At 69.5% G+C, this 22,280-nt stretch carries 18 protein-coding genes; 12 read left to right on the forward strand and 6 right to left on the reverse strand.

Annotated elements, in window-relative coordinates:
* Positions 1–34 precede the first annotated feature (34 nt).
* From VC184_RS07150 to VC184_RS07170, 5 genes are all read left to right on the forward strand, one after another.
* On the forward strand, positions 35–955 hold the full coding sequence (locus VC184_RS07150) for a phosphatidate cytidylyltransferase (protein ID WP_323987624.1): 921 nt from the start codon (positions 35–37) through the stop codon (positions 953–955).
* Positions 952–1,521 carry a DivIVA domain-containing protein gene (locus VC184_RS07155; RefSeq protein WP_274177816.1) on the forward strand — a complete coding sequence of 190 codons (570 nt, stop codon included), beginning with the start codon at positions 952–954 and terminating at the stop codon, positions 1,519–1,521. Before VC184_RS07150 ends, VC184_RS07155 begins: the two co-directional genes overlap by 4 nt.
* 141 nt (positions 1,522–1,662) lie before the next feature.
* A complete protein-coding gene (locus VC184_RS07160) occupies positions 1,663–2,247 on the forward strand; it encodes an aggregation-promoting factor C-terminal-like domain-containing protein (protein ID WP_323987626.1) in 585 nt (194 codons plus the stop codon).
* 11 nt (positions 2,248–2,258) lie between these two features.
* Positions 2,259–2,540 (forward strand): hypothetical protein, encoded by a 282-nt coding sequence (locus VC184_RS07165; protein ID WP_114589594.1) that lies wholly within the window; start codon positions 2,259–2,261, stop codon positions 2,538–2,540.
* Positions 2,537–3,277 carry an alpha/beta hydrolase gene (locus tag VC184_RS07170; protein ID WP_274177818.1) on the forward strand — a complete coding sequence of 247 codons (741 nt, stop codon included), beginning with the start codon at positions 2,537–2,539 and terminating at the stop codon, positions 3,275–3,277. The genes VC184_RS07165 and VC184_RS07170 overlap by 4 nt, the downstream gene beginning before the upstream one ends.
* A 3-nt stretch (positions 3,278–3,280) precedes the next feature.
* Here the strand turns inward: VC184_RS07170 and VC184_RS07175 are convergent, their stop codons facing one another.
* Complete coding sequence (locus tag VC184_RS07175; RefSeq protein ID WP_114589351.1) at positions 3,281–4,351, reverse strand: AI-2E family transporter; 1,071 nt, start codon at positions 4,349–4,351, stop codon at positions 3,281–3,283.
* A gap of 154 nt (positions 4,352–4,505) precedes the next feature.
* On the opposite strand from VC184_RS07175, the gene VC184_RS07180 reads away from it, so the two are divergent.
* Together VC184_RS07180 and VC184_RS07185 are read left to right on the forward strand one after the other, a co-directional pair.
* Entirely contained in the window at positions 4,506–6,290 is a 1,785-nt protein-coding gene (locus VC184_RS07180) for a glycosyl transferase (RefSeq protein WP_323987628.1), read from the forward strand.
* A complete protein-coding gene (locus VC184_RS07185) occupies positions 6,291–7,232 on the forward strand; it encodes a tetratricopeptide repeat protein (RefSeq protein WP_323987630.1) in 942 nt (313 codons plus the stop codon). It abuts the gene before it with no gap.
* A gap of 61 nt (positions 7,233–7,293) precedes the next feature.
* Here the strand turns inward: VC184_RS07185 and glgB are convergent, their stop codons facing one another.
* The 3 genes from glgB to glgX are packed head-to-tail and all read right to left on the reverse strand — an operon-like array spanning position 7,294 to position 13,651.
* Entirely contained in the window at positions 7,294–9,453 is a 2,160-nt protein-coding gene (glgB, locus tag VC184_RS07190) for a 1,4-alpha-glucan branching protein GlgB (RefSeq protein ID WP_282502524.1), read from the reverse strand.
* Positions 9,450–11,534: an alpha-1,4-glucan--maltose-1-phosphate maltosyltransferase gene (locus VC184_RS07195; RefSeq protein WP_323987632.1), complete on the reverse strand. Its 2,085-nt coding sequence runs from the start codon at positions 11,532–11,534 to the stop codon at positions 9,450–9,452. Before VC184_RS07195 ends, glgB begins: the two co-directional genes overlap by 4 nt.
* 47 nt (positions 11,535–11,581) lie before the next feature.
* The gene (glgX, locus tag VC184_RS07200; protein WP_323987633.1) at positions 11,582–13,651 is read right to left on the reverse strand and encodes a glycogen debranching protein GlgX; all 2,070 of its coding nucleotides are present in this window, start codon (positions 13,649–13,651) and stop codon (positions 11,582–11,584) included.
* 44 nt (positions 13,652–13,695) lie between these two features.
* On the opposite strand from glgX, the gene VC184_RS07205 reads away from it, so the two are divergent.
* Together VC184_RS07205 and mnmA are read left to right on the forward strand one after the other, a co-directional pair.
* A complete protein-coding gene (locus tag VC184_RS07205) occupies positions 13,696–14,895 on the forward strand; it encodes a cysteine desulfurase family protein (protein WP_323987737.1) in 1,200 nt (399 codons plus the stop codon).
* 9 nt (positions 14,896–14,904) lie between these two features.
* Positions 14,905–16,002 (forward strand): tRNA 2-thiouridine(34) synthase MnmA, encoded by a 1,098-nt coding sequence (gene mnmA / locus VC184_RS07210; RefSeq protein ID WP_323987634.1) that lies wholly within the window; start codon positions 14,905–14,907, stop codon positions 16,000–16,002.
* On the opposite strand, the gene VC184_RS07215 is transcribed toward mnmA, so the two are convergent.
* Positions 15,959–16,975 carry an epimerase gene (locus VC184_RS07215; RefSeq protein ID WP_323987636.1) on the reverse strand — a complete coding sequence of 339 codons (1,017 nt, stop codon included), beginning with the start codon at positions 16,973–16,975 and terminating at the stop codon, positions 15,959–15,961. The two genes, mnmA and VC184_RS07215, sit on opposite strands and share 44 nt — an antisense overlap.
* Before the next feature lie 100 nt (positions 16,976–17,075).
* Between VC184_RS07215 and VC184_RS07220 the strand changes: the two genes are divergently transcribed.
* The 3 genes from VC184_RS07220 (at position 17,076) to VC184_RS07230 (ending at position 20,553) form a co-directional block, all read left to right on the forward strand.
* Positions 17,076–17,672, forward strand: a complete 597-nt coding sequence (locus VC184_RS07220) for a DUF4166 domain-containing protein (protein WP_274177825.1) — start codon at positions 17,076–17,078, stop codon at positions 17,670–17,672.
* 9 nt (positions 17,673–17,681) lie between these two features.
* A complete protein-coding gene (gene ligA / locus VC184_RS07225; protein ID WP_323987638.1) occupies positions 17,682–19,994 on the forward strand; it encodes an NAD-dependent DNA ligase LigA in 2,313 nt (770 codons plus the stop codon).
* A 67-nt stretch (positions 19,995–20,061) separates the two neighbouring features.
* Entirely contained in the window at positions 20,062–20,553 is a 492-nt protein-coding gene (locus VC184_RS07230; RefSeq protein WP_323987639.1) for a DUF4262 domain-containing protein, read from the forward strand.
* A gap of 14 nt (positions 20,554–20,567) precedes the next feature.
* Here the strand turns inward: VC184_RS07230 and VC184_RS07235 are convergent, their stop codons facing one another.
* Entirely contained in the window at positions 20,568–22,265 is a 1,698-nt protein-coding gene (locus VC184_RS07235; protein WP_323987641.1) for a long-chain-fatty-acid--CoA ligase, read from the reverse strand.
* Positions 22,266–22,280: the final 15 nt, after the last annotated feature.

The raw sequence follows: 22,280 nt of genomic DNA on the forward strand, positions 1-22,280 counted from the left end.
GCGCGAGCACGGTGATTCGGCGTTTCAGAATCAGGTGCGTGCCGCGCGAACGGAGTTCGAACAGCACATCGGCCGAGCTCGGGCCGACTTCGAGCAGGCGAACGAGCGCATCAACGCGCGGACCGGACGCAATCTCTTCGTCGCGATCCTGATCGGGGTCGCCATCGGCGTCGTCGTGATCGGGTCGCTCATCTTCGTGAAGTGGGTGTTCGTCCTCTTCGCGATCCCCGTCGCGCTGCTCGGCGTCTTCGAGTTCGTCCGAGCCCTGCAGGCCGCGGGACGACGCGTGGACGTCGCACCACAGCTGGTCGCCGGCGCCGCGGTGCTGGCGGCGGGCTTCCTCCTCGATGCCGGCACGCACTGGGTCGTTGTCTTCGCCGCCGTGGTCACGGTGATCGTCTGGCGGTTGATGGCGCAGATGGTGAGCGGCGAGAGCCGTAGCTACGGCCAGGTGCTCAGCGACGTGCTCATCAGCGGGTTCGTTCAGCTCTACGTCCCGTTCCTCGGAAGCCTGCTGCTCATCCTCCTGCGCGAGGACGGCGGAGAGTTCTGGGTCCTCGCGATGATCGCCGTCGTGGTGGGCGCGGACACCGGCGCCTATGCCGCTGGGCTCGCCTTCGGCAAGCATCCGATGGCCCCGCGAATCAGCCCGAAGAAGACCTGGGAGGGTTTCGCAGGCGCGGGCGTGGTGGCGATGCTCGTCGCTGTCGGGTTCGCCTGGCTGCTTCTCGGACTCCCGGCGTGGACCGGCGTCATCATCGGTATCGTCATCCTCGGTTCCGCCACGGTCGGCGATCTGGCTGAGTCGATGATCAAGCGTGATCTCGGCATCAAAGACATGAGCTCGTGGCTGCCGGGCCACGGGGGAGTGCTCGACCGACTCGACTCGATCCTGCCGTCCACCGTCGTGGCGCTCGTCCTCTTCCACGCTCTGTCCCCTCTGGTGATGTCATGACCTCGACCGATACCTCCCTTTCCACGAGCCCGTTCCCCGAGGTGCAGGGACGAGCCAAGGGATACGACCGAGCCGCTGTGGATGCCTTCCTGCGGCGCGCTCGCGAAGCGTTCGAGGCGTCCGAGGAGGACGACCTCGACTCCGCCGCGATTCGCGCGACCGCCTTCCCGCTCGTGCGCGGCGGGTATGCCGTCGCCCCCGTCGACGCCGCGATCGGACGGATCGAGGACGCATTCGCGGCGCGCGAGCGGGAACGTGCCCTGTCACGTGCGGGCGCCCGCGCCTGGGTCGGCCGCTCACGCAATCTCGCCCAGGAGATCCTCGACCGGCTGTCGCGTCCCGAGCGGCGGAGATTCGATCGTGTGGGTGTGCTGTCGTACGGCTATCGCATGGACGAGGTCGACCTCGTGGCGCACCGCATCGCCCGTTACCTCGAATCGGGTGAACCGCTCACCGTCGAGCAGGTGCGATCGGTCGCGTTCCGCATGCAGCGCGGAGGCTACCGCGAAGCGCAGGTCGATGCGGTTCTCGACGGCGTGGTGTCGGTGATTCTCGCCATCGGGTGAGTCTGATGGAGAGAAGCTGCACGCCTCGCTAAACTCGAGGGCATTGTGACTTCCCGCTCGACTGTCTCCCGGCGCACGACGCGCGTCCCGGCTCGTCGCCGGAGCACGCCGGTCTCCGCGCGCTGGTCGCGACGTCGCGGTGTGTCCTCCGTCTTCGCCGCGGTCGCTGCGCTCGGTATGGCGGGCGGCGCTCTGGCACCGCTCGGCGCCGCACTCGCGGTCGCCCAGGAGAAGCCCGTCGAAGTCGTCTCGCTGTGGGCCGAGTCGCGCGGCGACGCGCAGGCGCTGTCCGGTGACGGAACGGCGACGACGCCCGCTCAGCTCGATCGCAGCGGCTTCACCGTGTACGTCGCTCCCAAGCCGACGCCGACCCCCACCCCGACCCCCACCCCGGTGGAAGGCGAGAGCACCGGGACGTCGCGCGCAGCGCCGGTCCTGTACTCCGGCGGGGGATCTTCCGCCGACTGGCTGAGCGCCGCCGGCATCCCGGAGAGCGACTGGGGCTACGTCGACTACATCGTGTCGCGCGAGAGCAGCTGGAACCCGAACGCGACGAACGCTTCGTCGGGGGCCTGCGGTCTCGTTCAGGCCTATCCCTGCAGCAAGGTGCCGGGCAGTGGGTACGACCCCGTCGACAACCTCACGTGGGCGAACGGCTACGCCGTCGGACGTTACGGCAGCTGGAGCGAGGCGTATGCCTTCTGGTCCAGCAACCACTGGTGGTGACTGCGCGCGTCATGCCCCGTTCCAACAGGCGACGGCCGGAACCGCGCGACGACTCGCTCGAGCGGCTGCTGAGCGGCTGGAAGCGCTCCGAGACGCGACGTGGCGTCGAATGGACCGTGCAGCCGGTGTCGGCCGCGCAAGCGCAGAAGACCTATACCTGCCCGGGCTGCGGGCGTGACATCGCGCCCGCCACGGCGCATGTGGTCGCGTGGCGGGCGGACGGTGTCCTGGGCGACGCCGCGGACCTCGCCGCGCGTCGGCATTGGCATTCGGCTTGTTGGAGGATCGCATGAGCTTCGAAATCCGCGGACCCGTTCAGCTCCCCGCACGTCGTGAGGACATCGAGCTCCGCACGCTCGACGAGCTGACCCTGGTCGGCGAGCTCGCGCTGCCACAGGATCGCGAACCGGTCGCGACGCTCGTCACCCTGCATCCGCTTCCGACGGCGGGCGGATTCATGGACTCGCACATCCTGCGCAAGGCGGCCGGGCGCCTCCCCGCCCTCGCCGACCTCGCCGTGCTGCGTTTCAACACCCGAGGAACGACATCGCCTCGGGGGACCAGCGAGGGGACGTTCGAGGGCGGTGTCGGCGAGGTGTTCGACGTCGCGGCGGCGATGGCGTTCGTGCGCGATCGGGGCCTGCCGCGTCCTTGGCTGGTCGGTTGGTCCTTCGGAACCGAGCTCGCCCTCAAATACGGGCGCGACCACGACATCGAGGGCGTCGTTCTCCTCTCGCCGCCGTTGCACCGGGCCACAGCCGACGAGGTCGCTGCCTGGGCAGGCGACGATCGACGAGTCGTCATCGTGGTGCCCGAGTTCGACGACTACCTCCGCCCGGACGAGGCGCGTCAGCGCTTCGCCTCGATCCCGCATGCGACGCTCATCGCCGTCGAGGGCGGCAAACACCTGTGGGTGGGGGAGAACCAGACCCGTCGGGTGCTCACCGAGATCGTCGCGGCCGTCAACCCCGACGCGCTGCCGCTCGCCGAAGAGTGGGACGACGATCACGCGGCGGACGACGCGTCCTGAGCGTCAGCGCTCGTTCTGCCGCGGGATCACGACCTGGCGGTAGATGATCAGGATGCTGGCTGCCACCGGGATCGCCACGAGCGCTCCGAGGAGCTGCCCCAGCGCGGCTCCGGCGAGGGCTGCGATGACCACCACCGCGCCGGGGATCGATACGGCACGGTTCATGATGCGCGGCGAGATGAGGTACGCCTCTACCTGCATGTACACGAGGTACCAGATCGCCGCCCACAGCGCGGTCTGGGGTTCCGCGAGTCCGGGTATCAGGCAGGTGAGCACGATGATCGCCGACCCGGTGAGGGTTCCCACCAGGGGGATGAGCGAGAAGAAGAAGGCGATGACCGCGAGCACCGCGGGGAAGGGGGCGCCGATCACGCTCAGGAAGATGGCACTGAGCACACCGTTGATGACGCCCAGGGACACCTGGCCCATGACGTAGAAGCCGACGGATGCCGTGATCTGCTCGGCCAGGTCGATGAAGCGCGGCCGTCGCGACGCGGGCACGAGCTGATAGACCGCAGCCTTCAGGTTCGGGGTCGACGCCGTGAAGTAGATCGTCAGGATGAGCACGATGACCGCGCCGGTGAACCCGCTGATGATGCCACCGCCGATCAGGATGATCGAGCCCGTGATCGACCCGCCGATCGCCCCGATGTCGAGCGAGTTGTACCAGTCGGAGAGGTACTGGAACAGCTCGTCGACGTTCAGCTGCGGGAAGGTGACGGTCAGCCAGTCCTTGACGGCGTTGACCGGGTCCCAGTCGCCGTTGGTGACGAGGTCCTGGATGGCGGCCACGAGCTGCGAGATCTGCGAGACGATGATCGGCACGACCATGAGGATGATGCCGGCGAAGGCCGCGAGCAGTGCTGCGAAGGTGATCAGGAGCGCTGCCCACCGTGGTAGGCGTCGCCGCTCGAGCCACGAGACCACCGGGTCGAGCCCGAGAGCGAGGAAGAGCGCGGTGCCGACATAGAGAAGGATGGTCGAGAGGGTCTGGATGCCCCCGATGATCACGATGCCGACGCCGACGCCGAGCGTGGCGATCAGCGCAGTGCGAAACGGGTTCTGGATCTTCACGAACGCCTCCGGGGTCGAATCACTTCACTTTACGAGCCGCGCGAACTTTCGTTGGGAGGCGCCCCTTTCACGACCCTTTCAGGTCGTTTTGGATACTCTGGAACGTCGATCAAGCGTTCGGTGGTCCCGTTCCGAATGTGGAGAGGTTTTCTTCGTGCGTTTCGTGTGGGCTGTAGTCGCCTTCGTCCTGGCCACCGTCATGATCGGGGCGGGTATCGCGCAGCGCACGATCCTGCGTGGGCCCGAGACCGTCACCGAGTCGGTGACGGTGACGGGAGACGCCCCCTTCACCCTCATCGACGGCGCCGTGCTCACCTCGCGCCCCGGCGCGCAGGCATTGAGCGTCCAGGGGACCGGGACCGTCTTCGCCGCATACGGCCGCACGTCCGACGTGACCGCGTGGCTCGCGCGCACCGATTACACCCTCCTCGGCGTCGACGCCGAGGGGGCGATCACGACTTCCCAGGTCGCGGCCTCGTCCGCGCCGACGCCGGATGCCGACGGCAACATCCCGGCGATGCCGTCACCGGTCGGGTCGGATCTCTGGCTCGAAGAGTTCCAGCGCGATGACGCGCTGACCACATCCCTGCAGCTGCCGCAGGACATGAGCGTCCTGATCGCATCGGACGGCACCGCGCCCGCGCCCGCCGACATCCAGGTGACGTGGCCGATCGAGTCGAACACGCCCTGGGCCGGCCCGCTGATCGTGGCCGGTGGAATCCTCCTCGCGTTCGGAATCGTCATGTACGCGCTCGGCTGGCGCCATCTGCGTCGCTCGCGCGGTCCGCGACGGAAGGGGCTTCCGATGAGCGCCACTCAGCCCATCGATCTCGCGACGGACGCGGAAGCGAAGGGCGTCATCTCGTCCACGCCGCCACGACGCCGCCTGACACGCGGGCGTCAGGCTCTCCTGGCACTCCCGCTGGTCTCCCTCGTGGCGCTGACGGGGTGCTCGGCGGACGCCTGGCCCCAGTTGGCCCCGAGCCCGACTCCCTCGCCGACGACGACGGTCGTCGCCGACCCCGATCAGGCGCCGCCGGCGGTGACCCAGCAGCAGGCCGAGCGCATCCTCACGCGTATCGCGGAAGACGTCTCGACCGCCGACGCGAGCGCTGACGCCGCCCTCGCCGGCACGCGGCTCGCGGGGCCGGCGCTCGCGGAGCGCGAGACCAACTACACCCTCCGCTCCAAGATCACCGATCGTGCCCCCCTGCCGCCCATCCCGGCGGAACCCCTCGAGATCCTCCTGCCGGAGACTTTCGAGAAGTGGCCGCGTACCTTCCTCGCGGTCGTCGAAGGCGGCGAGGGCGCAGCTGACACGATCATGACGGTCAGTCAGCAGGATCCCTGGTCCAACTACAAGCTCGGCTACATCGCCGAGCTGGCGACCGATTCGTTCCCGGAACTCGCACCGGCATACCTGGGTGCCGCGCAGGTGGCGCCGGACTCGCCGTTCCTCGTCCTGCCGCCGAAGGACCTCGCGGCCGCATACGCCGACCTGCTGACCAACGGCGACGCGAGTCCTTATGCGGGCTTGTTCGAAGCGGACGGTGACGCCTTCCGTGCGGGCGTCACCTCCAACCGCGAGCAGATCGTCAACGACTTCAACCAGACAGGTGCGGAGACGGGCACGGTCTCGTTCACGACCCAGGCCGGGACGCAGCCGCCGATCGCCCTCCAGACGCTCGAGAGCGGCGCCGTCGTGGCGGTGACCATCACAGAGGACCACACGTTCAAGCCGAGCAATCCGGATGCCGTGATCAACGTGCCCGACACCAACCCGGTCGCGAGCGCGCTGACAGGAGTGTCGCAGTCGTCCACCGGCTTCACCACCACGTACGCGGACCAGCTGTTCTTCTTCGTGCCCGGCGCCGGCTCATCCGAGCCGATCCAGTTCCTCGGCTACCGTTCCAATGTCCTCTCAGCAAAGGTCGTATGAATGAGTGATCCTTCCTCCAACGCCGTGCTCCGTGGCGCGCTCGATCTGTCGTCGCTGCGTAACCGCCCCACGGGCCCGGCGCCCGCGTCGGCACCCGCCGGGCAGCCGTCCGAGAGTGCATCGAGCCTGATCTTCGACGTAACCGACCAGACTTTCGGTGAGGTCCTCGAGCTCTCGCGAACGGTACCCGTCGTCGTGGATCTCTGGGCGGAATGGTGCGGCCCGTGCAAGCAGCTGAGCCCCGTGCTCGAGAAGGTCGTCACCGAGCTGGCCGGTCGCGTCGTCCTCGCCAAGGTCGATGTCGACGCCAACCCGCAGCTCGCGCAAGGGTTCCGAGCGCAGTCGATCCCGATGGTGGTCGCGCTGGTGGCAGGGCAGCCCGTGCCGCTGTTCACCGGAGCGGTGCCCGAGCAGCAGGTGCGCGAGGTCTTCGCGCAGCTGCTTCAACTCGCGTCTCAGCACGGTGTCACCGGCACCGTTCCCCTGGAAGGGGAGACGGACGCACCGGAAGAGGCCGCCGAGCCGCCGCTGCCCCCGCTGCATGCCGAAGCCTTCGCTGCGATCGAAGCGGGCGACTACCCGCGTGCGATCAGCGCTTACGAGCGGGCGCTCGCGGAGAACCCGCGCGACGCCGACGCTCAGGCAGGTCTCGGACAGGTCAAGCTCCTCGACCGCGTGCAGGGCGTCGACCTCGGTGAGGCCCGCGCCGCAGCCGCGGCCGCGCCGCACGATGTCGACGCGCAGCTGCGCGTCGCCGACCTCGATGTCGCCGGTGGTCACGTCGACGACGCGTTCGGCCGACTCCTGGATCTGTTCGCCGCGGTCGACGGGGATGCTCGATCGACGGTGCGCGACAGGCTCCTCGAGCTGTTCGGCCTCGTGGGAGACGCCGACCCGCGAGTCATCAGCGCGCGCCGGCGGCTCACCTCTCTGATGTTCTGAGACGAACGCCGCGGGCCCGGGGTGTCACGTTGGTGACATACCCCGGGCCCGCGGCGTTCGTTCAGTCTTCCGAGACCCCAGGTGCGGCGTCGGGAGCGTGGTGCAGCCACAACACGCCGAGCGGAGGGATCACCATGGTCGCTCGTCCGTCGGTCGCGTGCACGGTGCCGAAGTTTCCCACACCGGAACCCCCGTATGCCTCGGCGTCGCTGTTCAGGACCTCGCGCCACGCGCCATCCGCCGGCAGTTCGAGCGTGTAGTCGTGCAGCGGTACTCCCGAGAAGTTGCAGATCACCGCGACGGTGTTCCCGTGGTTGTCGCGGCGCGCGAACGCCATGACGTTCGGGTTCCAGTTGGGGGCGCCGAGACGGCTGAAGGCCTCGCCGTCCGAATCGCGGGACCAGAGGGCGGACTGGTCTCGGTACGTGCGATTCATGTCCGCAACGAACGCGTGCAGCCCACGGTGCGCCGGCTGGTCGAGCATCCACCAGTCGAGCTCGCGTGATTCGGACCATTCCGACATCTGCCCGAACTCCTGCCCCATGAACAGCAGCTGCTTGCCCGGATGTCCCCACATGTACGCGAGGTAGGCGCGCATGTTGGCGAGCTTCTGCCAGTGGTCGCCGGGCATCCGGGTGAACAGGCTTCCCTTGCCGTGCACGACCTCGTCGTGGCTGATGGGCAGGACGAAGTTCTCGCTGAACGCGTAGACGAATGAGAACGACAGCTCACCCTCGTGGTGGCCCCGGTACATCGGGTCTCGCTTGATGTACTGCAGCGAGTCGTTCATCCACCCCATGTTCCACTTGAACCCGAAGCCGAGGCCGCCCCACTCCGTCGGTGCGGTCACGCCCGGGAAGCTCGTGGATTCCTCCGCAATCATGGCGATGCCGGGGTAGCGCTTGTACGAGGTCGCGTTGACCTCCTGGAGGAACGAGACGGCCTCGAGGTTCTCACGCCCGCCGTGCACGTTGGGCTCCCACTGCCCCTCCTCGCGGGAGTAGTCGAGGTAGAGCATGGAGGCGACAGCATCGACCCGGAGGCCGTCGACGTGGAACTCCTCGAACCAGTACAGGGCGTTCGCGACGAGGAAGTTGCGCACCTCGTTGCGTCCGTAGTCGAAGATCAGCGTTCCCCAGTCGCGGTGCTCGCCGCGGCGGGGGTCCGGGTGCTCGTACAGCGGCTGCCCGTCGAATCGCGCCAGCGCGAACGAGTCCTTCGGGAAATGCCCGGGGACCCAGTCCATGATGACGCCGATGTCCGCCTGGTGAAGCCGGTCGATGAGGTAGCGCAGATCATCGGGTGAGCCGAAGCGGCTGGTCGGGGAGTAGTACCCCGACACCTGGTAACCCCACGAGCCGCCGAACGGGTGCTCGGCCAGCGGCAGGAACTCGACATGGGTGAAGCCCTGTTCGCGAACGTAGTCGATGAGCTGGTCGGCGGCGTCTCGGTAACCGAGTCCGGAACGCCACGACCCGAGGTGCACCTCATAGACCGACATCGGCTGGGAGACGGGCGTCGACGTGCTGCGCCGATCGAGCCACGCGGCATCCTCCCACTCGTAGGAGCTCGCGGCGACGATCGACGCGGTCGCGGGCGGCACCTCCGACTGGCGGGCCATCGGGTCGGCCTTATCGATCCATGCACCGTCGGCCGTGAGGATCTGGAACTTGTAGACAGCGCCGGCGTTCAGCCCCGGAACGAAGAGCTCCCAGACCCCGGAGTCGCCCATCGAACGCAGCGCGTGGCCCTGGCCGTCCCAGCCGTTGAAATCACCGATCACCCGGACCGCGCGCGCGTTCGGCGCCCAGACGGCGAACGACACCCCCGGGACGCCGTTGTGCAGGCGGACATGAGCGCCGAGGACGCGCCAGAGCTCTTCATGGCGACCTTCGCGGATGAGGTGCAGGTCGAGCTCGCCGATCGTCGGAAGGTGACGGTACGGGTCATCGGACACCCAGGCTGGCGCTTCATCGTATGTGGCCACGACCCGGTAGGCCTCAGGGCGTTCGTCGAGAGCCGCTTCCCACACGCCGGCGCGGAGGTGGCGGAACGAAGCCTCGGGCTGGTTCGCGAAAACGGCGGTGACCGTGCGAGCCAGCGGGCGGCGCACGCGGATCACCCAGCCGTCCTCGGTCTGGTGCGAGCCGAGCACGTCGTGCGGAGCGTGGTACGAGCCGGTGGCGACCGAGTCGAGGACGTGGTCTGCGGGGGCGTTCATCGGCGTTCCTTCACGTGCAGGATGTGCATGGGCTCGGCGAAGGCGTCGAGCCGCACATAGTTGTGGTCGTTCCAGGTCCAGACGGCGCCGGTGAGCAGATCCTCGACCTCGTACTCGTCGCCGGGGGCGACGCCCCAGACCGACGTGTCGAGGTGGACCGTCGTCTCGCGTGCCGAATGCGGGTCGACGTTGACGACGACGAGGATCGTGTCGTCCCTGCCGTCGGCCGTCAGTGCGCCGGGAAGATGCTTGGAGAAGACCACGATCGCCTCGTCGTCGGACCAGTGGAACGAGAGGTTCCGGAGCTGACGGAGCGCGGGGTGGGTGCGCCGTACCTCGTTGAGGCGCGTGAGGTAGGGAGCGAGCGACTCGCCGCGTGCCTCGGCGCCCGCCCAATCGCGGAACTTGTACTCGTACTTCTCGTTGTCGATGTTCTCTTCCGACCCCGGGCGCGCGACGTTCTCGATGAGCTCGTACCCCGCGTACACGCCATAGGACGCCCCCGCGGTGGCGGCGATCCCGGCGCGGATCTTGTAGGCGGGGCGGCCGCCGTATTGCAGGTACTCGGTGAGGATGTCGGGGGTGTTCACGAAGAGGTTCGGACGCATGAAGTCGGCCGTGTCGTGGGCGACCGAGGTCAGGAACTCCTCGAGCTCCTCCTTGGTGTTCCGCCACGTGAAGTACGAGTAGCTCTGCTGGAACCCGGCCATCGCGAGGCCCTGCATCGGGGCGGGGCGGGTGAACGCCTCCGCCAGGAAGACGACGCCGGGCGTCTCGTCGGCAACGGTCGCGATCAGCCACTCCCAGAACTGCAGAGGCTTGGTGTGCGGGTTGTCGACGCGGAAGATCCGCACGCCCTGCGCGATCCAGTGGCGCACGACCCGCAGCACCTCGGCGCGGATGCCCGCGGGGTCGTTGTCGAAATTGACCGGGTAGATGTCCTGGTACTTCTTGGGCGGGTTCTCGGCGTACGCGATCGAGCCGTCGGGCAGCGTGGTGAACCACTCGGGATGCTCCGCGACCCAGGGGTGGTCGGGGGATGCCTGCAGCGCGAGGTCGAGCGCGACCTCGAGGCCCGCGCCGGAGGCCGCGGCGAGAAAGCCGCGGAAGTCCTCGAGCGTCCCGAGGTCGGGGTGCACCGCGTCGTGACCGCCCTCGGGGCCGCCGATCGCCCAGGGCGAGCCCGGATCATCCGGGCCGGCGGTCAGGGTGTTGTTCGGCCCCTTGCGGTGAGTGCGCCCGATCGGGTGGATGGGTGGCAGGTAGAGGACGTCGAACCCCATGGCGGCGACGGCGGGCAGGCGGTCTCGCGCGGTGACGAACGTGCCGCTGCGGACGGAGCCGTCGGAGAGACGTTCGGCGCCCTCGGAGCGGGGGAAGAACTCGTACCAGGCGCCGACGCCCGCGCGCTCGCGTTCGACGAGCAGCTCGTGCTCGTCGCCGACCGTCACGAGCGACTGGAGCGGGCGATCGGCGAAGACGCGCGCGAGATCGGCGTCGCGGACGACCGCGAGCGCATCGACCGCGTCGACCGCGGCGTCCCGAAGTCTCGCGGCGGCCTTCTCGAGGATCTTGCGCTCGGCAGCGGGGCGGGACTTCTCTGCGGCAGCGCGCACGAGCAGGAGGGCGCCAGCCTCGCGCATCAGAGGAACGTCGACTCCGGCGGCGATCTTGATTGCGGCGGCGTGCTGCCAGGTGGCGAAGTCGTCACCGAAAGCCTCGTAGCGGAAGCGCCACACGCCCTCGGCGAGCGGGGCGATGAGGACGGACCACCGGTCGAATCCGTCGTTGAGGGGCGTCAGCCGGTGCAACGACTCACGTCCATCGGGCGAGAACAGCCGCAGATGCACACCGATCGCGTCGTGCCCTTCGCGGAACGCCGTGACTCGGAACGGCACGGCTTCGCCGGCGAAGGCGGAGGGACGGAACCGGCCACCCGGAACCGAGGGGGCGGGGCGCTGGAGCGGGATGCGTCCCGTGACCGTGTCGCCGGCCGACGGAAGCGGCGCGGCGGGGCGGCCGGGGATCTCGGCGGTGCTGCGGAACGGGGCGGGTGAGGTCGTGCGCGTCGTTGATGCCACGGCTCGAATCTATCGCGGTGGACGAGTTCGAAAAACGGGCTTGCGCCTCACTCCGCTCTGAGCAAATGCAACGTCGGCCCCGAGAGGGTGAGGCGGTCGCCCGGGGCGAATCGCGCGCCGTTCTCTCGGGGACGCTCGTCGGCGCTCGACCAGAGGGACACCAGAGATGACGCCGCGCCGACGGGTGGCAGCACGACCTCGGCGTCGTCCTCGCGGCCGTGGATGATGAGGAGCACGCAGTTGGCGGGTTCGTGCGCCGGCGTCGACGTCGCGACGTATTGGAGGGTGCGCTGCTCCGGATCGGTCCATGTCGCCTGCGTCATGGGCTGGCCCTGCGCGTCGAACCACTGGATGACGGATGCCTCGGGCACCTCGTCGTCCGGGGCGGCGTACCGCACGGGGCGCAGGGCCGGGTTCTCGGCGCGCAGCCGCGTGAGTTCCCGCACGTGCGCGAGCAGGTCGACCTGCCAGTCCGCGAGCTGCCAATCGACCCAGGTCAGGGCGCTGTCGTGACAGTAGGCGTTGTTGTTACCGAGTTGTGTGCGGCCCATCTCGTCTCCGGCGGTCAGCATCGGCACTCCGGCCGACAGCAGGAGGGTCCCGACCAGGTTTCGGATCGCGCGATGCCGCGCAGACAGGATGTGCTCGAGCGACGTGTCGCCCTCGGCGCCGTGGTTGAAGGACCGGTTCGTGTCTGCGCCGTCGCGGCCCTGCTCGCCGTTGGCGTCGTTGTGCTTGACGTCGTAAGAGACCAGGTCGCGCAGGGTGAAGCCGTCGTGCGCGGTGATGAAGTTCACCCCCGCCAGCGGACCGCGCTTCGCGCCGAACAGCGGCGCAGAGCCCGCGAGGTGCGTGGCGAGTCCGCCGACGCCGGCCGGTGAGGTTCCGGCTCGGCGCAGGTAGTCGATGTCGCTGAGCCAGAAGTTGCGGACCCCGTCGCGGTAGCGATCGTTCCACTCCTGCCATCCGTCGCCGAACCCGCCGGTGTGCCAGCCGCCCAGCCCGACGTCCCACGGCTCCGCGATGATCTTGTCGTCGCGCAGGATGGGGTCGTCGGCGATCGCCCGCAGCAACGGGTGGTCCGGATCGAACACGTGCTCGGCGTCACGACCGAGGGTCACAGCCAGGTCGAAGCGGAACCCGTCGATCTGCACCTCCTCGCTCCAATAGCGCAGAGAGTCGAGGATCAGTCGTGCGGCGGCGTGGGTCGACGTGTCGACGGAGTTGCCGCAGCCGGTCACGTCGATGTAGGCGCCGTCGTCCTGCTGGCGGTAGTAGCCGCGGTTGTCGATGCCTCGGAAGCTCGACCGCGGTCCGCCCAGCTCGAGTTCGGCGGTGTGGTTGTAGACGACGTCCAGGATGACCTCGATGCCGGCGGCGTGAAGAGCGCGCACTGTGCGTTTGAGCTCTTTCAGGACGGCGGTGGGGCCGCTGCGGCGCGCGTCCTGCGTGGCGTAGGCCGCGTGGGGCGCGAAGAACCCGAGCGTGTTGTAGCCCCAGTAGTTGGCCAGCCCCAGAGCGAGCAGCCGCGGCTCGCTCTCGAAGGCGTGGATCGGCAGAAGCTCGACGCTCGTGACGCCGAGCGAGCGGAGATGGTCGATCATCGCCGGGTGACCGAGTCCGGCGTATGTGCCGTGCAACGCCGGGGGGATGTCGGGATGCCGCTTGGTGAGGCCTTTGACGTGCGCTTCGTAGATGACCGTGCGGTCCCGGGGGACCCGCGGTTTACGGATGCCGCCCCAGTCGAAGCCCGAGTCGATCACGACCGAGCGGTGATCGCCCGGGGCGCCCGAGACGACGCCGCGAGCGTACGGGTCGAGCAGAAGGGTCTGGGGGTTGAAGACGTTGCCCGCCCCGTGCGGTCCATCCACGCGCAGCGCGTACCGGACTCCCGGCCGCAGCGTCTCGATGTCGGCTGCCCAGATCCCGTCGCCGACGGGCTCGAGCGGTCGCTCGTCGACGGCCCAGTCGAGGTCGTCGTCATCGAACAGCACCACGTCGATCGATGTCGCCCGCTCGGACCAGACCCGAAGGGTGCCGCCGTTCTCGCGGAGCGTGACGCCGAGGTCGGTGAACCGGGGATCGTGCAGTCCGGCTGGGCTGGTGCTGTCGGGCATGCGATCTACAGTAATGAGCGTCGGTGAACGCCCGGGGAGGTCGGATGGTCGTCTATCTCGATCATGCTGCGACGACCGCGCTCCGCCCGGAAGCGCGCGATGCGTGGCTGTCGGCCCACGAGACGCTCGGCAACGCCTCGTCGGTGCACGGCGCGGGACAGGCGGCGCGCCGGCTCCTCGAGGATGCGCGCGATGCGGTCGCGTCGGCGCTCGGCTGCGAGCCCATCGAGGTGATCTTCACGTCCGGGGGGACCGAGGCGATCAACCTGGCCGTCAAGGGGCTCTGGCTCGCCGCCGACGCCGGCGCCGAGTCCTCCGCGATCGGGCCGATCGTGCTGCCTGACGGCGAACACCACGCCACGATCGATGCGGTCGCGTGGCTCGCGTCGCGCTGGGGTGCCGCCGTGCGCCCCGTCGGTCTCGACTCCGTCGGCCGGATCGATCCCGCTCTGTTCGCCGACGCGCTGCCCGGCGCTGCTCTCGCGACCGCGCTCGTCGCCAACAACGAGGTCGGAACGCGCAACGATGCGGCGGCGCTCGCCCGGGCGGCGCGCGACGCGGGGGTGCCGCTGCACCTCGACGCGGTCGCGGCGCTCGGCACCGTCGCCCTCGACTTCGCGGCGTGGCGGGACGGGGGCGCGACGCCCGACGGCCTCGTGGCCATGTCCGTCTCCGGCCACAAGGTCGGCGCCCCAGTGGGCACGGGCGCGCTCGTCGTGTCGCGCCACGCGCAGCTGACACCCCTCGCGCACGGCGGTGGCCAGCAGCGGGGGCTTCGCGCGGGTACCCAGGATGTCGCCGGGGCGGCGGCGTTCGCGGCGGCGCTCGACATCGCCGAGGCCGAGCGCGCCCACGAGGCGGTCCGGGTCGAGCGCCTTCGCGGTCGCCTGATCGAGGGCATCCGATCGCTCGTGCCGTCGGCGGTCATCCTGGGCGATCTTCGCGACCGGCTGCCCGGCAACGTCCATGTGCTCTTCCCGGGCACGATCGGCGAGACTCTCCTGTTCCTCTTCGACACGGTCGGGATCGCGGTGTCGACCGGTTCGGCTTGCCAGGCCGGGGTCACGGAGCCCTCGCACGTCGTGCTCGCCCTGGGACGTGACGCCGACGACGCCCGTGCGGTGCTGCGTCTGACCCTCGGGCGCACGAGCACCGACGCCGACGTCGACGCGTTCCTCGCGGCCCTTCCCGAGGTGCACCGGCGTGCGGTCGCCGCCCGCGCCGGGCGTGCAGCCCGCACGTAGACTGGGGCGATGCGAGTACTGGCTGCGATGAGCGGCGGCGTCGACTCGGCGGTCGCCGCGGCCCGAGCCGTCGACGCCGGGCACGACGTCGTCGGCGTACACCTCGCGCTCTCCCGCGCGGGCGGCACGCTGCGGGCCGGCAGCCGCGGCTGCTGCACGATCGAGGATGCGATGGACGCGCGCCGCGCCGCCGACCTCCTCGGCATCCCCTTCTACGTCTGGGACTTCTCCGAGCGCTTCCGCGATGACGTCATCGACGACTTCGTCGCGGAGTACCGCGCCGGCCGGACACCGAACCCGTGCATGCGGTGCAACGAGAAGATCAAGTTCGCGGCGCTCCTCGAGCGCGCCATCGAACTCGGATTCGATGCTGTGTGCACCGGTCACTACGCCCTCCTGGTCGACGGCCCCGAGGGACGCGAGCTGCACCGCGCGTCGGATGCCGCGAAGGACCAGTCGTACGTCCTCGGCGTGCTCACGGCGGAGCAGCTCGCCCACACCTACTTCCCGCTCGGGTCGACGCCCTCGAAGGGCGAGGTGCGCGCGGAGGCGGCCGAGCGTGGTCTGACGGTCGCGCAGAAGCCCGACAGTCACGACATCTGCTTCATCCCCGACGGCGACACCCGAGGGTGGCTCGCCGAGAAGGTCGGCGCCGAGGCGGGCGAGATCGTCGACCGCACGGGAGCGGTGGTCGGACGTCACGAGGGGGCGCACGCGTTCACCGTGGGTCAGCGCCGAGGCCTCCAGCTGGGCGTTCCAGCGCCGGACGGCAAGCCTCGCTTCGTGCTCGAGGTGCGCCCGGTGGACAACCGTGTCGTGGTGGGTCCGAAGGAGGCGCTGGCGACCGCTGAGATCGCGGGGGGCCGCTTCACGTGGGCCGGGCGGGCGCCGTCCGAGCGCGTCTTCGCCTGCGAAGCGCAGATCCGGGCGCACGCCGATCCTGTCCCGGCCCGAGCCGAGATCACCGAGAACGAGATCGTCGTGACCCCTGACACTGCCTTCGACGGCGTGGCTCCGGGTCAGACGGCCGTGATCTACGACGGCTCGCGCGTTCTCGGACAGTTCACGATCGACCGGACCGTCTCGGCCGTCCCGGTCGACGCCTGATCGAGCCGGCGGCGGCGCGCAGCGCGTCGGCCAGCTCCGTGTAGCGGAACCGGTACCCCGCTTCGAGGAGGCGCTCGGGGACGACCCAACGGCTCTTCAGCACGAGTTCCGGTTCGGTGCGCAGGAGCCACATCGCGGGTTCGAGCATCCACCGCCAGGAGGGAACGCCGAACGGCATCCCGACGGTGGAGCGCAGCTCTCGCATGAGGGTGCGGTTATCCGATGCGTGCGGACTCACGACGTTGACGATTCCCGCCATGTCCTCGTGCGCATCGACCCAGCGCAGCGTGCCCACGACGTCGTCGATGTGCACCCAGCTGAACCGCTGCCGCCCGCGCGTGCGATACCAGGGTGCGGTGCTCCCGGTCGGGTGATCGCCGATGCCGCGATAGCGGCGGTGCGGCATGATCGGACCATCGATCTGCGGGCCGCCGAGGCCGACGTGGGCCAGCGTCAGCAGCATGGCGGTGGCGGGCCCCGGGCCCAGGACGATGGCCATCCGCAGGGCGACGCGGCGCGTCCGCGGAAGCTCGCCGTTGAAGAACGCCGCCTCCCATGCGCGTGCCACGTCGACGGAGAAGCCGCTCCCGAGCTCGCCGTCTGATTCGGAGTTCGGCCGGTCGGTCGCGTGACGGTAGATCGTGGCGGTCGACGCGTTGACCCAGAGTCGCGGCGGTTGTGCGGCCCGGCGGACGGCAGCGGAGAGGTCGCGCGTCGTCGCGACCCGCGAGCGCAGGATCTCGTCGCGGTTGCGATCGGTGTAGCGGCAGTCCACCGATTTGCCTGCCAGGTTGACGAGGAGATCCGCGCCGTCGATGAGGCGGGCCACGGCGGCCGCATCGTCCCACGTCCTGCCGGACGCGCGCCCGATCGTGTCGACGGTATAACCGTCGGTCGTGAGCGCGTCGACGATTGCGGTGCCGATGAATCCGGAGGCGCCGGCCACGACGGCGCGGGGGCGGGTGTTGCTCATACGGTCATCGTAGTAGTTTCTGAACATGTTCAGTACCGGAGGAAACGGTCCGCACGATCGGTCGATATACGAACGCGCGCTCGGGGGGGACCTCTCGCGCATGCCGCCCGTGCTCCGCGTCTACTTCGGCTCGATACCCGCGGGGTGCGTCGGGGTCGGAGAGGGCATCTACGACGAGGCGGGCTACTGCGGCCCCCGCTGGCTGCGGCCCATCGTCCGCTTGTTCGCGGGGCGCGGGGTGATGTTCCCCGAACGGGGTACCGACGTACCGTTCGTGGTCGTGAACACGCCCCGGCGGGACGATTCTCTCCACGCGGAGCGCGACTTCCTCTTCGCCGGTGCCCCGCGGCGCATGGTCGACGCGATGAGCTGCGCTCGAACCGGCGAGATCGTCGACCGTCTCGGTCGTCGGGGCGGGCTGGAAGTGCGCCTTCGCGCCGAAGCCGACCTCCGCGGGATGCGGATGCGGTCCGTGGGACTCGCCGTCCGATTGGGTGCGGCGCGGCTGCCGCTTCCTCCGGTGGCGGGAGTGGCCGTGACCGAGACTGCGGACCACGCGGATGCCGTGGCGCAGCGCGTCGAGGTGAGCGTGCGGGCGTGGCTGATCGGGGAGCTCTTCCGCTATCACGGTTCGTTCACGTACCGCATCCAGCCGGCCGACGGGAACCCCGTCCGCGGCGTCGTACCCCCTGCCTAGACTGACGAGGTGGCAGACGGAGAACTCCCCGAGATCACCCTCGACGAGGCGCGCGCAGAATCCCGTGACCTGATCGAGCGGATCACCGCGGCGCGCGACGCGTACTACGGTCGCGATGCCGAGGTCGTCGACGATGCGACGTACGACGGGTGGATGCGTCGCCTCGACGAGCTCGAGCGAGTGCATCCCGAGCTGCAGTCGCAGGACTCGCCCACACAGACGGTCGGCGCCGCCGAGTCGACGCTGTTCGCGCCGGTCACGCACGCCGAACGGATGCTGAGCCTCGACAACGTCTTCTCGCCCGAAGAGCTGACCGATTGGTGCGTCAAGGCAGCGGCGTCCGCCGGCCGTCCTGTCCGTTGGCTCTCCGAACTCAAGATCGACGGACTCGCGATCAGCCTGCGCTACGAGAACGGCGTCCTGACATCTGCCGCGACACGCGGTGACGGACGCGTCGGTGAGGACGTCACCGTGAACGCCCTGCGCGTCAGCGGCATCCCCGAGCGGCTCGCGAGAGAGGGGCACCCGGCCATCGTCGAGGTGCGCGGCGAGATCTTCATCCCCGTCGCCGAGTTCGCCCAACTCAACGGGCTTCAGGCCGAGATGCGCGATCGTATGGTCGAGGAGGCGCGGTCCCGTTCCCGCGCGTTCGACGAGGAACGCGCGCGCATCAGCGCCGAGCGCCGCTTTCCGGCCTTCGCGAACCCTCGCAACGCCGCGAGCGGGGGCCTGCGGCAGCAGCTCGATAAGAAGACGGGTCTCGAGCTCGAAGCCTCCGAGGCCCGCGTCCGCTCACTCCGGCTCTACGTGCACGGAATCGGCGCGTGGCAGAACCCGCCGGTGTCGTCGCAGAGCGAGATCTATGCGCTCTTGGCCGAATGGGGTCTGCCCATCAGCCCGCACTCGCAGACGCACGAGAGCATCGACGGCGTGCTCGGCTACGTCGCGCACTACGGCGAGAACCGTCACAGCGTCGAGCACGAGCTCGACGGCGTGGTCGTGAAGATCGACGAGCTGGCGCTGCACGACGAGCTGGGCGCGACCAGTCGCGCACCTCGCTGGGCGATCGCCTACAAGTACCCGCCGGAACAGGTCAACACCAAGCTGCTCGACATCGTCGTGTCGGTCGGTCGCACCGGCCGGGCCACGCCCTTCGCCGTGATGGCGCCCGCCCGCGTCGCGGGCAGCGTCGTGCGGCAGGCGACGCTGCACAATCAGGACGTCGTGCGCGCCAAGGGTGTCCTCATCGGCGACACCGTGGTGCTGCGGAAGGCGGGCGACGTCATCCCCGAAGTACTCGGACCCGTGGTCGAGTTGCGCGACGGCACGGAACGCGCGTTCGTCATGCCCACGAACTGCCCCGAGTGCGGGTCGCCGCTGCGCCCGGCGAAAGAGGGCGACATCGACCTCCGCTGCCCCAATGCGCGCTCCTGCCCGGCGCAGGTCCGCGGCCGCGTCGAGCACGTCGGGTCCCGCGGCGCCCTCGACATCGAGGCGCTCGGAGAGGTCACGGCAGCCGCCCTGACGCAGCCGTTGGGCGATGCCAGCCCGCCGCTGGTGACGGAGGCCGCTCTCTTCGAGCTCACCCTCGATCAGCTCGTGCCGATCGAGGTCATCGTCCGCGACTCCGAGACGGGCGAGCCCCGTGTGGACGAGAAGACGGGCGAACCCGTGCGGCGTGCTCCCTTCCGGCGCAACCCCTCGGCTGCGGAGAAGAAGGATGGGCTGACCGGACCGCAACCGTCGGCGCAGGCGCTGAAGCTGCTCGACGAGCTCGAGAAGGCGAAGACGAAGGAGCTGTGGCGGTTCCTCGTCGCGCTCAGCATCCGCCACGTCGGTCCGGTCGCGGCGCGTGCCCTCGCGCAGTGGTTCGGCTCGATCGCCGCGATCCGTGCCGCGACGCGGGACGAACTGGCGGCCGTCGAGGGCGTGGGCGGCATCATCGCGGATTCTCTGATCGACTGGTTCGAGGTCGACTGGCACAGCGAGATCGTCGAGCGATGGGAAGCCGCCGGGGCGCGGCTCGAGGTACCGGGTCACCCCGGACCGGGCGCAGCCGTGGTCGAGGGCGGAGTTCTCGAGGGCATCACCGTCGTGGCGACGGGATCGCTCGAGGGCTACACCCGCGAAGGCGCCCAGGAGGCGATCCTCGCCGCCGGTGGAAAGGCCGGCTCGTCCGTCTCGAAGAAGACCGACTTCGTCGCGGCGGGGCCGGGCGCAGGATCCAAGCTGGCCAAGGCAGAACAGCTCGGTGTGCGGATCATCGATGCCGCCCAGTTCCGCCTCCTCGTCGAGCAGGGGCCGGCGGCCCTCGATTCCTGAACAGGGGATGACGCGAGACCGGTGTCTGCGGCTCGACCTAGAGTGACGACGATCACAAGGAGGCCGCATGTCAGATCCGCTCACCCCGCAGGAGATCGCCTGGCTTGATCAGGAGCACCGCCGCGTCACCGGGACCATACGGCGTTACGGTGTGGCGGCCGAGTATGTCATAGGCGACCCGCCGCGCCGCCAGCCGAGCTTCGCCTATTCGATCGGCTTGTTCGGCCTCGGTCATCCCGAGGTCCTCGTCTTCGGATTGAATGACGCGAACGCGGGTGCTCTCATCAACGACGTTGCGGCGCGTGTGCGGGCCGGGTCGGATCTCACGGTCGGCGAGGTGCTGTCATTCCCCGGCTGGGCGCATCGCGTGAGCGTGGCGGAGGTTCCGAACCCCGGCGAGGTGCTGTTCTCGGCCAACTCGTACTACGACCGGCCGCCGTTCGCCTCGGTCCCGGCCCTCCAGCTGATCTACGACGATATCGAGGGTCGCTTCCCCTGGGATGAGGGATACAGCAGGCCGCGCTGGCTGCAGCCGGAGCCGGGCGCCTTCCGCGCCTGAGCGAAGGGCCGGGATCAGCCCGCGAGGAGCCGATCGCGGACTTGGCGACGCAAGACCTTGCCGATCATCGACTTCGGCAGCTCGTCGACGACGACCACCCGACGCGGCACCTTGTAGGGCGTCAGGATGCCGCGGCAGAAGTCCCGCACGTCGGCCTCGTCGATGGTCGCCCCGGGGGCGGCGACCACGGCGGCCACGACATCCTCGCCGGAATGCTCGCTGGGCAGCCCGACGACGGCGGCGTCGGCGATCTGCGGGTGCTGACGCAGCGCGATCTCGACCTCGGTTGGTGCGACGTTGAAGCCGCCGGTGATGATGAGTTCCTTGATCCGGTCGACGATCCGCACGAATCCCGCCTCGTCGATCGTCACGATGTCGCCCGTGCGGAACCAGCCGTCGACGAAGACCTTCTCGGTTTCCTCGGGCTTGCCGTAGTAACCGGTGAACACCTGGGGGCCGCGGACCAGCAGCTCGCCCCGCCCGCCGGGCTCGACGTCCCGTGTCGGTTCGTCCGGGTCCACGACGCGGCACTCGGTGCCAGGAAGCGGCAGACCGACGGTGCCGGGGACACGGTTCTCGGCCACGGGATTGGCCATCAGGACGGGGGAGCATTCCGACAGCCCGTATCCCTCGACGAGGTATCCGCCCGTCGACGCCTCGAACGGCACGACGAGCTCGTGGGGGAGCGCCATCGCGCCGGAGATCGCGACTCGCGTGCCCGCGAGCGACACCCCCCCGGCATCGGCTGCCGCCAGCAGGCGCTCGGCGATCGGCGGAACCAGGGGCAGGAGAGTGGCCGGGTGACGCTTGTGGACCGCGAGCACCAGGGCCGGATCGAACTTCGGGAAGAGGACGAGCCGCGCACCCATCGACATCGCGAAGGTGAGGCAGAGGGTCAGGCCGTACGCGTGGAACATCGGCAGCACCGCGTAGACGACGCAGCCCGCGCCGCGCTCGATCGTCGGGGTCCACGCCTGCGCCTGGGCCGCGTTCGCCAGGAGGTTGCGATGCGTGAGCGCCGCGCCCTTGGGGTTGCCCGTCGTGCCGCTGGTGTACTGAATCAGAGCGAGATCGCCCGTGGTCGGACCCACGTGGCTCGCCGGCAGGGGATCGTGGCGTTCGGCATCCGACCAGAACCCGTGCACGCGATTGCGGGCCACGGGAGAGGTGAGTGCTTCACGCGACTCGCGCGCCTTGGCGATGGGCAGGCGGAGCGCCGCCCGCATGTGGAACGGCATGGCCGTGGTGATGTCGACGGCGATCACGGCGTTGAGGGCCAGATCGTCGGGGAAGTCGAGCAGCACCGAGACGAGCTTGCTCCAGACGATGGCGACCTTCGCGCCGTGATCTTCGAACTGCTTGCGCATCTCGCGCGGGGTATAGAGCGGGTTGTGCTCGATGACGACGGCCCCCAGGCGCAGAACGGCGTAGAAGGCCACGATGTGCTGCGGGCAGTTGGGCAGCACGATAGCCACCCGGTCGCCGCGGCGCACACCGGCATCCCGCAGGTACGCGGCGGCTCGTTCGATCCGGTCCTGCAGCTGCTGGTACGAGACGGTGCGGCCGAAGAACTCCAGGGCGGGGGCGTCGGGATGCTCCCGTGCGGACGTCGCCACGATGTCGACGAGCGAGCCCTCCATGGGCGGGAGGTCCTCCGGCACCCCGTCGGCGTAGCTGGCGATCCAGGGACGTGGCGGGTCGTAGGTCGTCACGCTGACACCCTACGG

Origin of the sequence: Microbacterium plantarum, assembly GCF_035231185.1 — a bacterium.
In the GTDB taxonomy this organism is placed as follows: domain Bacteria; phylum Actinomycetota; class Actinomycetes; order Actinomycetales; family Microbacteriaceae; genus Microbacterium; species Microbacterium plantarum.

Excerpts from the sequence above, each read along its gene's own strand:
- glgB (WP_282502524.1), bottom strand. The coding sequence starts at position 9,453 with ATGAACGCCCCCGCAGACCACGTCCTCGACTCGGTCGCCACCGGCTCG.
- VC184_RS07165 (WP_114589594.1), top strand. The coding sequence starts at position 2,259 with ATGCCCCGTTCCAACAGGCGACGGCCGGAACCGCGCGACGACTCGCTC.
- glgX (WP_323987633.1), bottom strand. The coding sequence starts at position 13,651 with ATGCCCGACAGCACCAGCCCAGCCGGACTGCACGATCCCCGGTTCACC.
- VC184_RS07220 (WP_274177825.1), top strand. The coding sequence starts at position 17,076 with ATGCCGCCCGTGCTCCGCGTCTACTTCGGCTCGATACCCGCGGGGTGC.
- VC184_RS07185 (WP_323987630.1), top strand. The coding sequence starts at position 6,291 with ATGAGTGATCCTTCCTCCAACGCCGTGCTCCGTGGCGCGCTCGATCTG.
- VC184_RS07170 (WP_274177818.1), top strand. The coding sequence starts at position 2,537 with ATGAGCTTCGAAATCCGCGGACCCGTTCAGCTCCCCGCACGTCGTGAG.
- VC184_RS07230 (WP_323987639.1), top strand. The coding sequence starts at position 20,062 with ATGTCAGATCCGCTCACCCCGCAGGAGATCGCCTGGCTTGATCAGGAG.
- VC184_RS07215 (WP_323987636.1), bottom strand. The coding sequence starts at position 16,975 with ATGAGCAACACCCGCCCCCGCGCCGTCGTGGCCGGCGCCTCCGGATTC.
- mnmA (WP_323987634.1), top strand. The coding sequence starts at position 14,905 with ATGCGAGTACTGGCTGCGATGAGCGGCGGCGTCGACTCGGCGGTCGCC.
- VC184_RS07155 (WP_274177816.1), top strand. The coding sequence starts at position 952 with ATGACCTCGACCGATACCTCCCTTTCCACGAGCCCGTTCCCCGAGGTG.
- VC184_RS07205 (WP_323987737.1), top strand. The coding sequence starts at position 13,696 with ATGGTCGTCTATCTCGATCATGCTGCGACGACCGCGCTCCGCCCGGAA.